This is a genomic window from Pedobacter insulae (assembly GCF_900113525.1).
Taxonomy (GTDB): Bacteria; Bacteroidota; Bacteroidia; order Sphingobacteriales; family Sphingobacteriaceae; genus Pedobacter; species Pedobacter insulae.
Genome location: NZ_FOPP01000003.1, coordinates 419,548 through 433,385 on the forward strand (window position 1 = coordinate 419,548; position 13,838 = coordinate 433,385).

Below are 13,838 nucleotides of genomic sequence, written 5' to 3' on the forward strand. Positions count from 1 at the left end.
TATTTAATTTCTTTGCCGGATTTAAACATACGGATACTCCACCTTTACCAAATATAAACCACAGGCAGGCACGGATTGACCGGCTTTGCTGCGATTCTTACTCCCTACAATTTTTTGCACATCGATAACCCCCAGTTCCCCTTTGCCAACTAATATTAACGTACCTACAATTGCCCTTACCATATTGCGCAAAAAACGGTCAGCCTTAATATGAAAGATTAACGAACCGTCTTTTTCCATTTCGAAGTAGGCAAGTTTAATTTTACAATTATTGGTAAAAGTTTGGGTATTAGATTTACTAAAGCATGAAAAATCGGTAAAATCTAACAACACCGCAGCTGCTTTATTCATGTCAAACAAATCTAAATTGCCTTTATATAACCAAGACCTATCCAATTTAAATGGATCCTTTTCGAAATGAATATGATATTGATAAGCCCTCGAAGTAGCATCAAAGCGCGCATGTGCATCGTCGCTTACAGCAAAAATTTGCTTTACAGCAATAGCATATGGCAACAGTGCGTTAATTCCCGCCGGAGCCTTAATAACAATGCCCTCCTCGATATTCTCAACATTAAAATGGGCATAAAACTGAATAGCATGAACCCCAGCATCCGTTCTTCCACAACCCAAACTCACTACCTCTTGTCTAAAATATATAGAAAGTGCCTTGTCTAAACATTCCTGTACAGTTAAAGCATTGGGCTGTATTTGCCAACCATGCAAAGTGGTACCATTATAACTGATTTCGATAAAATATCTCTTGCTGTTCAAGGTGACAAAAATACTTAGAATGTTTTAATGTTGACAAGTTTTAAATTTAAGATTGATGTAACTTTTTAACTTTTCAATATTCCAATATCACAAATCACAATCTTTTATTAAGTTTGTTTAATTATTTTAACAACTATGATTCAAAGAATACAATCTATCTGGCTATTGTTGGCCGCTATTTGCATTAGCTGTTTATTATTTCTTCCAATGGTAAAATCAAACCTCATAGGAGGAGAATTTTATATCATTGCTAGTGGTTTATATCAAAAAGTTGGCGGAATTAATAAGCTGATAGAAAGTTATCTACCGCTTTTGATAAGCGTCTCTGCAGTTGCAATTGTATGTCTTGTCAATATTTTCAACTTTAAAAGAAGGAAATTACAGAAGAAAATAGCTTATGTGAGCATTGTTCTTATGATTGGGCTTTCGTTTTGGTGCAGTGTATATGCCAAAAATATCCCAGGCGGATTGGAAACTGCCAATTATGATACGGGTATGTTTTTGCCTCCTTTAGCTATTGCCCTATGTCTGTTGGCCATTAGAGGCATTAATAGAGATGAGCAACTACTTAGAAGTGCTGATCGGTTAAGATAGAAAAGTTTATAATTAAATTTTTGTTGTCCAAATTAACCCTTTAGAAAGTCTGTTTTACACCCTACGTTAATCCCATTTTAGCGCTACATTTACTTTAATTAAATTCGGCTAGGCTTTATCAGCTAAAAAGAACTCATTAAAATAAAAACTAAGCATATGGAAAATCAAGATTTTACGACAGCAATAGTAGTAGATCAATCGCCAGAAGAGGCATATAACGCTATTAATAATGTTCGAGGATGGTGGTCTGAAGAAATTGAAGGCGCAACAGATAAACTAGATAGTGAATTTCACTATCATTATGAAGACGTGCATCGTTCAACGATGAAAATCATTGAGCTTATACCTAATCAAAAAGTAGTTTGGTTTGTGAAGGACAATTATTTCAACTTTACTGAGGATACATCCGAATGGGCAGGTACAAAAATTATTTTCGACATTTCACAAATAGATGGAAAAACACAGGTTCGCATGACCCATCAAGGTTTAGTTGCAGCGTATGAGTGCTATGATATCTGTAGAGATTCTTGGACAAACTATATCCAGAACAGTTTACGCAGTTTAATTGAAACTGGAAAGGGAAAACCAAATGGAAAAGGAAAACCACGAACTGAGAACGAAAAGAATTTGACATCTTAGGCGAAATGATAGCCAGTATTCCATTTTTTAATCATTTCTCAAAATCTACTAAGGCCTATAAATTACCTTCACATTTCACTTTAAGTCAAGATGCGCCACATCCGCTTTGCATTTTAGCGGCAGAAGAATTACAAGATCATCTTCAAAACCAACAGGAATGGCAGCATAACTTTGGCTTGGCTGATGGTAAAGGAATGGTCATTGGCAAAATGTTTGGCGTATTAGTTGTGCAAAATAAAAAACATGAAATTGGCTATTTGACTGCATTCTCTGGCAAACTAGCTGGTTCAAACAGTCACATAAAGTTTGTTCCACCCATATTTGACTTGCTCTCTGAAGGCAGTTTCCTGAACAAGGGAATGGAAGAATTAACGGCAATGACTAATGAAATTAAATTCTTAAAAGACCTCTCGCCAGAGGCGAGTAAAGAAGCAATCCATAAGCTTAAAGCCCAGCGTAAGCAACATTCTATTGCTTTGCAAAATGAAATATTTAGCCATTATCACTTTTTAAACCAAGCTGGTGAGGAAAAAAGCCTACTTGCAATTTTCACAGAAGCTGGATATAAAAATCCTCCGGCAGGCGCAGGCGAGTGTGCCGCGCCAAAATTATTGCAGTATGCGTTTCAAAATGAATTAAAGCCATTAGCATTAGCAGAATTTTGGTGGGGACTTTCTCCTAAGTCTGCAACGTGGAAACATAAGTATTTCTATTTACCCTGTAAAGAGAAGTGTGAACCGATACTAGCGCATATGTTAAACAAAGCAGATTAATAATTAGCTCACTATCAATGGATTTTCTAAAATCCTAGTTCAAAAACTATTTACTTAGCCCTCAGTAAAATACCGATAATTATCCGTACCTTTGCGGCTTAATTAAAAAATGTTATAATGATAAACCCATTTAGTAAATTGGGGATAAGTGATGACGTTGTTAATGCCGTAAAAGAGCTAGGATTTGAAAACCCTACGCCTATTCAGGAGCAATCTATTCCTGTACTGTTAGAAGGTAGTAACGACTTTGTTGGTTTGGCCCAAACAGGAACAGGAAAAACAGCCGCATTTGGATTGCCGCTGTTAGAATTAATAGACTTTAAAGTAAATAAGCCGCAAGCACTGATTTTGTGCCCAACGCGTGAGCTATGTCTGCAGATTGCAAACGACATCAAAAATTTCTCAAAAAACACGCCTAATGCACACGTAGTTGCCGTTTACGGTGGCGCGAACATTATGCAACAACTACGTGAAATACGCAATGGCGTACAAATCGTAGTGGCCACGCCCGGCCGTATGTTAGACATCATTGGTCGTAAAGCCATCGATTTCTCTAACGTTAAATATGTAGTATTGGATGAAGCTGATGAAATGTTAAACATGGGCTTCCAGGAAGACATTAATGACATTTTATCGACCACTCCAGACGATAAAAAAACATGGTTATTCTCGGCTACGATGCCTCCTGAGGTTCGTCGTATTGCTAGAAACTACATGGAAAACCCGGTAGAACTAACCATGGGCACAAAAAATGCAGGGAATGTAAACATCGAACACGAATATTATATTGTTCGTGCGCGTGATAAATATGCTGCACTAAAACGGATTGTAGATTTTAACCCAGAAATTTTCGCCGTAGTATTCTGTAAAACCAAAATGGATACCCAGGATGTTGCTGAGCACTTAATTAAAGATGGCTACAATGCAGATTCATTACACGGAGACTTATCTCAGCAACAACGTGATAAAGTAATGCAACGTTTCCGCGATCGCAACATGCAATTATTAATTGCTACAGATGTTGCAGCTCGTGGTATAGATGTAAACAATGTAACTCACGTAATCAATTACTCTCTACCTGACGAAATTGAAAGTTATACCCACCGTTCGGGCCGTACGGGTCGCGCTGGTAAAACAGGTATATCTATCTGCATCATTAACTCTAAAGAAACTGGTAAAATCCGTCAGATCGAAAGAATAATTGGTAAGCAGTTTACAAAAGCGGAGTTACCTACCGGGTTTGACGTGTGTGAAAAACAATTATTCTCTTTAATTCACAAAGTTCACAATGTGGAAGTAAATACAGATCAAATTGATCAGTATATTCCTAGAATTATGGATGAATTTGCTGAATTAAGTAAAGAAGACGTTATTAAGAAGTTCGCATCTTTAGAGTTCAACCGTTTCTTAGATTATTATTCAAACGCACCAGATTTAAATGCTAGCGCTGACGATCGTGGAGATAGAGGCGAAAGAGGTGATCGTGGAGAACGTGGAGGCAGAAACTTTGATAACAGCAACTATACTCGATTATTTATCAATGTAGGTTCAGTAGATGAATTTACAAGAGGTGATTTATTAGGTTTTGTTTGTAATAATGGCAAAATAAGTGGTAAAGCTGTTGGTAAAATTGACTTAAAAGGTGTTTTCTCTTTCATTGAAGTTGAAAACGATACGGTTGATGCATTGTTCACCAACTTCAAAGATGTTAAATTTAATGGCCGCGATGTAAGAATAGAGAAAAGCGGTGATGCACCAGTTGGTGGTCGCGGCGGTGAAGGTGGTGAGAGAAGACGCAGCTTTGGTGGCGGTGGCGAAAGAAGAAGTGGCGGCGGATATGGCGGCGGTGAAAGAAGAAGTGGTGGTGGAGATAGAAGAAGCAGCGGTGGAAGCGGAAGACGTGAGGGTGGTAATGCAGGTGGTGGAGGTTTCAGAGATTTCTCCGGGCGCAGCCGTGATGATAAAGGCGGAAGCGGAAGACGTGAAGGTGGCAATGGAGGCGGGGAGCGCAGACGTAGATCATAATTCACATCTTCATATCCTAAAAAGGCCTTAGATCTTAGATCTAAGGCCTTTCTTTTTATAAACTATAATTAATTCAGCTTTTCCGTCAACAACCTCATCTCTGCATGTGGTGGATGAAATTTATATAAAATGTTATATACTGCATTACTGATTGGCATTTCAACTTTATATTTCTGATTAATATGATACATGCAGCTTGCGGCATAGTAACCTTCAGCAATCATATTCATTTCTAGCTGGGCCGACTTAACTGTATACCCCTTCCCTATCATATTGCCAAAAGTGCGGTTACGGCTAAACTGAGAGTATGCTGTCACTAACAAGTCGCCTAAATAAGCCGATTCTATAATATCTCGATCAATTGGATGCACGGCGTCCACAAAATCTTTTATTTCGCGAATGGCATTTGAGATCAGTACTGCCTGAAAATTATCTCCATAACCAACACCATGACAAATGCCACTTGCCACCGCATATATATTTTTGAGCACGGCAGCATATTCTGTTCCAAATATATCGTCAGACACGTTAGTCTTAATATACCTCGTAGCTAATAAACTTGCAAAATCATTAGCCAAAGCCACGTCCGTGCTAGCAATTGTCAAATAAGAAAGCTTTTCCAGCGCAACTTCCTCAGCATGGCAGGGGCCGCTAATAACCAACACATCTTTTAAAGGAACTTGGTATTTTTGGTTTAAGAATTCTCCTATAATTAGATTTTCATCAGGTACAATTCCTTTAATCGCTGAAACAATTTTTTTCCCTTTCAAATCAGCTGCACTCACTCCTTTCAATGTTGCCTTTAAAAATGCTGCAGGCACATTCAAAACCACATAATCTGCCTGTTTAATGATGGCAGCTATGTCTGAAGAAATATTTTTTTCCGGAAGCTTAATCTCTACAGAGCTCAGGTAACTAGGGTTATGTTTAAAAGCTCTAATATGTGCAATCGCCTCTTCATTGCGCATCCACCAATAAATTTCCTTTGGAGAAATGTTATCAGACAACATTTTAACAATTGCTGTTGCCCAACTTCCACCTCCTATCATTGCAATCTTTGCTGCCATAGTGTTTTAAGTTAAAATCCTTTAAATGAGAAAAGGTTTAAGTTAATTGTGTATTACAATTAACTTAAACCTTAACGAATTCAAAAATACTTAAATATTATGATTAGATACTACCTACTTTTTACCATCTGCGCTAAATAGCTTATCCTTAGTCGTTTTTTCTACTTTCATACCATCTTTTAACTTATTTTGAATGGCAGAATAAGGTCCGCTAACGATTTCCTGACCCGATTTAATTCCTGATTTAACAATGATAAATTGATCATCCTGAATACCGGTAGTCACTTCTACTTTCTTAACCGTGGTTGCCTTACTGTCGAATAAATAAACGTATTGCTTAACTTTTTTATCGTTTAACTTACTTTTTTGTTTATCCATGTTTTGATCATTTCCTGCATTTTTCATCGGATCAGTAGATTTATCCTTATCTCCAGTAAATACAGATTGGATTGGAACAGCTAAACCTGTGAATGTTTCACTTTCAATATCCACTGTTGCAGATAGTCCTGGTCTAAACGGCGAAGGCAAATCCTTTGCTCCCCCTTTTACTGCACTATATGAATCTGCGAGTAATCGAACCTTTACAGAAAAGTTAGTTACTTGGTCGACAGAATTAGTTGCAGCACCAACGCTGGTAGATGAGCTCGCTATTTCTGTTACAACCCCTTTAAATTTTTTATCCGCAAATGCATCAATTTCAATAGAAGCACTGTCACCAACATTTACACGATTAATGTCGTTCTCATTCACTTCCACGTTGACTTCCATGGTCGTTAAATTCGAAATACGCATAATCTCAGTTCCGGCCATTTGCGAGGTACCTAAAATACGATCTCCCAATTCTATGGATAATTTAGAAACTACTCCGTCAACAGGTGAGTAAATTGTGGTTTTAGCTAAATTTGCTCCTGCCTCTTTTACATTTGCACCCGATTGCTCAAGCCCGAATTTAGCACCCGTTAAGTTTGCTTTTGCCCCAGCAAGGGTGGCTTTTGCAGTTAAATAAGCCGCCTTAGCAGCATCAAATTCTGCAGCTGAAATTACTTTTTTGTTATATAATTCTACATTTCTTTTATAAGTTGCTTCAGCATTTTCAAAATTAGCTTGAGATTGCACAAGTTGTTGTTGAGACGAAGTAACACTTGCTTTTTGTGAATTATAAGAAGCAACAGCGCGCTCATAACCTGATTGCAACACATCTGGTCTTACTTTACAAAGTAATTGGCCTTTTTTAACCACATCACCCTCTTTCACTAAAAGCTGGGTCACCTCTCCAGAAACCTCAGAACTTAATTTAACCTCTGTTTCAGGTTGGATCTTACCACTTGCAGTAACCGTTTCAACTACTTTCTTCTCACCTGCTTTATCTACCGTAACCTTTTCAATTTTATCACCGCCAATTAGTCCGGCAAGTTTAGCGCCGATTAATAGAGCTAACAATACACCAACGGCAATTAATATGTGTTTAAGTTTCATATAAAGTTATTTGTTTTTTATTCGTTTAAAATGTAATCTGTTTTCCTAAATAATAATCAATCACTTTTGCTCTAAATAATAAATCGTATTTAGCTTGTATCATGTCAATTTCGGCTTTATTTTTATTAGTTTGGGCTGTACTATACTCTAGCGAATTTACCAAGCCAACATTGTAGCGTTCTTCTATTACATAGTAAGCATCTTTTTGAGCAAGAAATGCATTCGTTGTAGATTGATAGCGACTTTCAGCGGCTTTTAAATCGGCAACTGCTTGGTAAATGATTTTGCTTAAGTTGTTCTTAGCCAACTGCTCTTGTGTTTCTGTTTGCATTAAATCAATTTTCGCACGAGTTACACCAGACCTTGCTTGTAAGCGATTGAAAATTGGGATTTGTAAATTAAGCCCGATCCCTTTACCCAGATTATTCTTAAATTGTTCGCTTAAAGTTTGATTGGGTGTTGTTGAGTTATAACTATAAAAATAACTGGTTCCATAGCTTCCGTTGAAAGATAATCTTGGGTATAAATTACCTTTAGCAACATTCACGCCTATTCTAGATGCAGCCGTATATAATTCGGCTAATTTAACATCGGGAAAAGTAGATAACGCATCGCGATAAATTTCTTCTGGGTTGATTGCTGTAGAAGGATTTGTTGTTGTATTAAGCAGTGGTAACTGTACGTCATATACGGTAGCTGACGGTACGTCCATTAATTGAGCCAAAGTTAAATAAGAAATTGACAAAGCATTTTCCGCATTGGTTACATTTAATTCAGCAGTTGCTACTAATGATTTTGCTTGCGATAGGTCTGCCAAGGTCTTGTTCCCCTCATTTAACAATTGTTGCTGTTGATTCAATTGTTGTTTTGCAACCGTTAGCTGGTCTTGGGCAGCCTTTAAAAAATCCTTGTTGTATAAAATTTGTAAATAACTGGTAATTACCTGCAAAATCAAATCATTTTTTACCTTTTCAGTATTAGTTTTACCTGCGTCAAGCAAAACTTTGTTCTGTTTGATCTGATTAATCTTAGAGAAACCAGCAAATAAATCTACCCCACTGCTTAAACTCGCACTAAGGTTATAGCGTTGGGTGTTTTCAAATAAACCTGAAGCACTTTGATTTCTACCCCAATTCATATTTTGATTAACTCCTGAGTTCAAGCTAGGATATAACGCCAATTTTGCTTGCTTTAAATTCTCGTCGGCTAAACTTTCACTTAATTTAGATTGTTTAACTTGTAAATTATTAGTTAATGCCTTATCTATAGCCTGTTGTACCGTAATTATTTCCTGCGCATAACCGAATTGGCTAAAGCCTGCTAAAGAAACTATCGAAAAAATAAAAGTTAGCTTTTTTAAAAAGCTCAAATTGGCAACTTGTTTCATAAAAATTTGTTTCGCAATAATAAATAAACAATTGATGGAGTTTTGTAAATTTTTAAGTACAGCCTTTAATTGTTTACTTTTGCGGCATGTACCTAGTTAAATCTCCACTTTTATTAAAATGGTTTTATTCCGCTTTAACTTGGAACAAATCCCGTTCGGAAAAGATCGTTTATTTAACCTTTGACGATGGACCTATACCCAATGTTACAGAATTTGTATTAAATACTTTAAAAAGCTTTAAAATAAAAGCTACTTTTTTTTGCATCGGCGATAACATTCTCAAGCATCCAGCCCTCTTTGAACGCCTTAAAAGCGAAGGGCATGCCATTGGGAACCACACTTTTAACCACCTCAACGGATGGAAAACAAATGACCATACGTATATTCAAAACTTCTTAAAGTGCCAAGAACTCACACAAACCAATCTCTTTCGACCACCTTTTGGCAGGATAAAAAAGTCTCAAGTTCGCAGCCTTCAATTCACAGTCCAGAAGCTTGAGTACATAGAGTCCAATTTATCCCCAAAAATAGACTCAAGCTTCAAGACTACCGACTCAGAACTAAAGATTATTATGTGGGATGTACTAAGCGGGGACTTTGACCCCAAACTTTCTCCCGAAAAATGTTATCACAATGTAATTAAAAACACCAAAAATGGCTCCATCATTGTTTTTCATGACAGCTTAAAAGCATATGATCGTTTAAAATACGCACTCCCCAAAGCTATTGAATATCTTATCAATGAAGGTTATCAATTTGGCAAACTCTAATTACCACATTGTAAGCTAAGTTAATGCCAATAAACCATATCCCATAAAAGCACTAAAAGTCAATCAGTTACACTTATCAAAAAAAGTTAAACTGTTCATAAATGTACAAGAACGATCGATTTCGAACAATTTACATTCAAAAACTTCCAAACCAGCTTACAATTGCCTTCATCAATAGAAGTCGCCAACTATTTAGAATTCTTCCAAATAATATAATGAGATAGAGATGATAGCGTTAAGCCTGTTTTTTTTGTAAATTCGCTACCTAATAGAAGAATAGATTAACTAACCGATTTATCAATGGCTTTTGACATAGAAATGATCAAGAAGGTATACTCCAATTTTAGCAGTCGTATAGAAGCGGCACGCAAAATTGTAGGCAGGCCTTTAACACTTTCAGAGAAAATATTATATACGCACCTTTGGGATGGGAATGCGAAAACTGCTTTCATCCGTGGAACTGACTATGTAGATTTTGCACCAGACAGAGTAGCAATGCAAGATGCAACAGCTCAAATGGCATTACTGCAGTTTATGCAAGCTGGCCGCCCTCAGGTTGCTGTACCTTCTACTGTACATTGCGATCACTTAATTACAGCCAAATCTGGAGCTGAAATAGATTTACCTCACGCCAATACAGAGAGTAAAGAAGTATTTGATTTCTTAGCATCGGTATCTAACAAATACGGTATCGGTTTTTGGAAACCTGGTGCTGGAATTATCCATCAAGTTGTATTAGAAAATTATGCTTTCCCGGGAGGTATGATGATTGGTACTGATAGTCATACAGTAAATGCTGGTGGTTTAGGTATGGTTGCAATTGGTGTGGGTGGTGCCGATGCATGCGACGTTATGGCAGGGCTACCTTGGGAGCTTAAATTCCCTAAACTAATCGGCGTAAAACTTACTGGAAAGTTGAATGGGTGGGCTTCTGCAAAAGATGTAATTCTTAAAGTTGCGGGTATTTTAACTGTAAAAGGTGGTACCGGAGCCATAGTGGAATATTTTGGCGATGGCGCTGAAAACTTAAGCTGTACCGGAAAAGGAACCATTTGCAATATGGGGGCCGAAATTGGTGCAACAACATCAACTTTCGGATACGATAAAAGTATGGAACGTTATTTACGTGCTACCAATCGTGCTGATGTGGCTGATGCAGCTAATAATATTGCTGAACATTTAACGGGAGATGCTGAAGTATATGCAAATCCAGAGAACTATTTTGACCAACTGATCGAAATTAATTTAGATGAACTGGAACCATACTTAAATGGTCCGTTTACGCCAGATTTAGCTACCCCAATTTCTCAAATGAAAGCGGCAGCCGAAGCAAACGGCTGGCCGTTAAAAGTAGAATGGGGTCTGATTGGTTCTTGTACTAATTCATCATATGAAGATCTATCGCGCGCAGCCTCCATTGCAAAGCAAGCTATAGATAAAGGTTTAGGTATTAAAGCAGAATTTGGTATTAATCCAGGCTCTGAGCAAGTGCGCTATACTGCAAATCGAGATGGACTATTAGGTACATTCGAGGATTTGAATGCAACTATATTTACCAATGCTTGCGGTCCCTGTATTGGAATGTGGGACCGTACAGGTGCCGAAAAAGCCGAGAAAAATACGATTGTACACTCGTTTAATAGAAATTTCGCCAAACGTGCTGATGGTAATCCAAATACCTTTGCGTTTGTGACTTCTCCAGAGATTGTTGCGGCGATCGCAATTGCCGGCGACCTAGGCTTTAATCCATTAACAGATACTTTAACAAATAATCGAGGAGAGCAAGTTAAACTTGACCCACCCGTGGGAGATGAATTACCTTTGAATGGTTATGCGGTTGAAGATGCAGGTTTCCAAGCCCCTGCCGAAGACGGTTCAGGTGTTCAGGTGTTAGTGTCACCTACCTCTCACCGGTTACAGTTGCTCGATCCATTTCCGGCATGGGAAGGAACCGATCTAAAAGGATTAAAACTATTAATCAAAGCGAAAGGAAAGTGCACGACAGATCATATTTCCATGGCAGGACCTTGGTTAAAATTCCGTGGGCATTTAGACAACATCTCTAACAATATGTTAATCGGAGCGGTTAATTTCTTCAATGATAAAACTGATGATGTTAAAAACGCTTTAACTGGAGAATATGGGCCTGTACCGGCAACACAACGAGACTATAAAGCACAAGGACTGGGGTCTATTGTAGTTGGCGATGAAAACTATGGAGAAGGCTCTTCTAGAGAACATGCGGCTATGGAACCTCGTCACTTAGGTGTTCGCGCAGTATTAGTAAAATCTTTCGCGCGCATCCACGAAACCAATCTTAAAAAGCAAGGTATGTTAGCGTTAACATTTGCCGACAAAGAAGATTATGATAAAATTCAGGAAGATGATATTATTGACATCCATGGATTAAGCACATTTGAGCCAAATGTTCCATTGCAGGTGGATCTTCATCATGCTGATGGATCGAAAGATATCATTGTGGTAAACCACAGCTATAACGCTCAACAAATTGAGTGGTTTAGAGCAGGTGGCGCATTAAATATTATTAGAAAAGAAGCAGCATTAAAAGCTGCAGGATTATAAGAAACACTTAAGCTTCAAATCAAAACCCCATTCCAAGTAAAATTGGAATGGGGTTTTTAAATTATGGACCCCGCTAACACAACCTATTTTCATTTATTCTTGCATAGCAGACTTGTTAGATTTCGCTTTGTTCAGCTAACAAGTCTTTAATTGCAGTTACATCTCCTTCAAAAACATGCAGCTGTACCCCGCTAATAGATGTGTCAAACAAAGGATAAATTACTGCTGTATTTTCCCCAGATAAAAAACAACTGAACCCGGCATCTTTTAATCTCGCAAGTACGATATTAGCCTCAACCGGGTCTTGAAAAGTACTATATACTACAATTTTGTCTTCCATAGCGCTAAGTTAGTAACAAACTTTGGTTTACACCTATAGTATTTTATCTATCTAGAAAAGACTTCCACCAATATCCCGAATCTTTAATTATACGTTGTTGGGTATTAAAATTAGTATAAACCAAACCAAATCTTGCCTGATAGCCTTCAGCCCACTCAAAGTTATCCATTAGTGTCCAAACCAAATAACCTACAATATCAATCCCCTCATTTTTCGCTTTAAGCAAGGCCTGCAAATGACTTTTAAAGTAAGCTATGCGTTCTTTATCGTCAATTCTGCCGTTTAGCAAACGATCTTGAAAAGCCGCTCCATTTTCCGTAATCATTATCCTTTTTACTTTAGGATATGCTGCAAACTGCTTAATAATATGATAAAAACTCTCGTCATTAATTTCCCAACCCATTGCGGTATGAGGCTTGTTTCTTTTCTTTGCCTTCACTTCCCATGCCTGTATAACCGGAACAAATGCATTAAATTTAATCACTAATGGAAAATAATTTTGAAGTCCTATAAAATCAAAATCAAAGCTCATCCGCTCCTGATAGCGCCAAGTAGAATGACTAATCTTGAACTTCTCCAGCACATCCCAACCAGCGTCAGGAAAACCCATACCCATAACAGGTTCAATAAAGAGCCTATTCATTAGGCAATCTATCCGCTTTACAGCTAAGCTATCTGCCTCAGCTGTGCTATAAGGTAGAATTTGAGCACAAGAAAAAGTTGTACCAATGTTCGCTTCGCTAACCTCCGCTCTTAAGATCCGCCCGCCATCTGCCTGTGCAATCGCAGTATGTTGCACGGCTGCAAAAAAATGATGCAATCCTGTTTCTCCTGGGGCATGCACGCCCAACATATAACCTAATGAAGTAAATCCAAAAGGTTCGTTTATAACAAGCCAGTCTTTTACTTTATCGCCATAAGCTTTAGCGCACGTTGATACAAACTGATTAAAATCTCTGTTTATACTAAATGAGGTCCAACCTCCATTCTTAGACAATGCCTCGGGCAAGTCCCAATGATATAATGTTATATAAGGAATTAGTCCTAGCGTTAGGCATTCATCTATTACCTGATGATAAAATTTTATGCCTTCCTGATTAATATAACCGCTTCCGTAAGGAAAAATTCTCGCCCACGAGATAGAGAAACGAAAGATTTTAAAGCCCAATGCTTTAACAAGCGCTAGATCTTTTTTATATTGATGGTAGAAGTCGCATGCAATAGTAGGTCTGTGTCCTTTTTTAATCTTACCATTACGCCTTGAAAATGTATCCCATATGGATGCTCCCTTTCCGTAAGTATTTGATGCACCTTCTATTTGAGCAGCTGCCGTAGCAATTCCCCACAAAAAATCATTCCCAAAATCAGTAACTTTCATCATCTAATTCCTAGTTCGCTAAAGTGAAAAAG

At 37.8% G+C, this 13,838-nt stretch carries 12 protein-coding genes; 6 read left to right on the forward strand and 6 right to left on the reverse strand.

Annotation, left to right across the window (positions count from 1 at the left end):
• Positions 1–21 precede the first annotated feature (21 nt).
• Positions 22–774, reverse strand: a complete 753-nt coding sequence (gene truA, locus BM207_RS07095) for a tRNA pseudouridine(38-40) synthase TruA (RefSeq protein WP_090992871.1) — start codon at positions 772–774, stop codon at positions 22–24.
• Positions 775–909: 135 nt separating this feature from the next.
• Between truA and BM207_RS07100 the strand changes: the two genes are divergently transcribed.
• From BM207_RS07100 to BM207_RS07115, 4 genes are all read left to right on the forward strand, one after another.
• Positions 910–1,368, forward strand: a complete 459-nt coding sequence (locus BM207_RS07100; protein ID WP_090992872.1) for a DUF4293 domain-containing protein — start codon at positions 910–912, stop codon at positions 1,366–1,368.
• Positions 1,369–1,524: 156 nt separating this feature from the next.
• On the forward strand, positions 1,525–2,007 hold the full coding sequence (locus tag BM207_RS07105; protein WP_090992873.1) for an SRPBCC family protein: 483 nt from the start codon (positions 1,525–1,527) through the stop codon (positions 2,005–2,007).
• 5 nt (positions 2,008–2,012) lie between these two features.
• Entirely contained in the window at positions 2,013–2,780 is a 768-nt protein-coding gene (locus tag BM207_RS07110; RefSeq protein ID WP_090992874.1) for a pseudouridylate synthase, read from the forward strand.
• A 117-nt stretch (positions 2,781–2,897) separates the two neighbouring features.
• A complete protein-coding gene (locus tag BM207_RS07115) occupies positions 2,898–4,805 on the forward strand; it encodes a DEAD/DEAH box helicase (protein WP_177217077.1) in 1,908 nt (635 codons plus the stop codon).
• Between the two features lie 68 nt (positions 4,806–4,873).
• On the opposite strand, the gene BM207_RS07120 is transcribed toward BM207_RS07115, so the two are convergent.
• The 3 genes from BM207_RS07120 to BM207_RS07130 form a co-directional block, all read right to left on the reverse strand.
• Positions 4,874–5,872, reverse strand: a complete 999-nt coding sequence (locus BM207_RS07120; protein WP_090992875.1) for an NAD(P)H-dependent glycerol-3-phosphate dehydrogenase — start codon at positions 5,870–5,872, stop codon at positions 4,874–4,876.
• Between the two features lie 114 nt (positions 5,873–5,986).
• Positions 5,987–7,348, reverse strand: coding sequence for an efflux RND transporter periplasmic adaptor subunit (locus BM207_RS07125; RefSeq protein WP_090992876.1), 1,362 nt, complete (start codon positions 7,346–7,348; stop codon positions 5,987–5,989).
• 25 nt (positions 7,349–7,373) lie between these two features.
• Complete coding sequence (locus BM207_RS07130; RefSeq protein ID WP_090992877.1) at positions 7,374–8,735, reverse strand: TolC family protein; 1,362 nt, start codon at positions 8,733–8,735, stop codon at positions 7,374–7,376.
• Positions 8,736–8,821: 86 nt separating this feature from the next.
• Between BM207_RS07130 and BM207_RS07135 the strand changes: the two genes are divergently transcribed.
• Together BM207_RS07135 and BM207_RS07140 are read left to right on the forward strand one after the other, a co-directional pair.
• Positions 8,822–9,505 carry a polysaccharide deacetylase family protein gene (locus BM207_RS07135; RefSeq protein WP_090992878.1) on the forward strand — a complete coding sequence of 228 codons (684 nt, stop codon included), beginning with the start codon at positions 8,822–8,824 and terminating at the stop codon, positions 9,503–9,505.
• A gap of 300 nt (positions 9,506–9,805) precedes the next feature.
• Complete coding sequence (locus BM207_RS07140; protein WP_090992879.1) at positions 9,806–12,088, forward strand: aconitate hydratase; 2,283 nt, start codon at positions 9,806–9,808, stop codon at positions 12,086–12,088.
• Positions 12,089–12,203: 115 nt separating this feature from the next.
• On the opposite strand, the gene BM207_RS07145 is transcribed toward BM207_RS07140, so the two are convergent.
• Positions 12,204–12,428 (reverse strand): putative signal transducing protein, encoded by a 225-nt coding sequence (locus BM207_RS07145; RefSeq protein WP_090992880.1) that lies wholly within the window; start codon positions 12,426–12,428, stop codon positions 12,204–12,206.
• Positions 12,429–12,471: 43 nt separating this feature from the next.
• Positions 12,472–13,809 (reverse strand): GH1 family beta-glucosidase, encoded by a 1,338-nt coding sequence (locus BM207_RS07150; RefSeq protein WP_090992881.1) that lies wholly within the window; start codon positions 13,807–13,809, stop codon positions 12,472–12,474.
• Positions 13,810–13,838 lie beyond the last annotated feature (29 nt).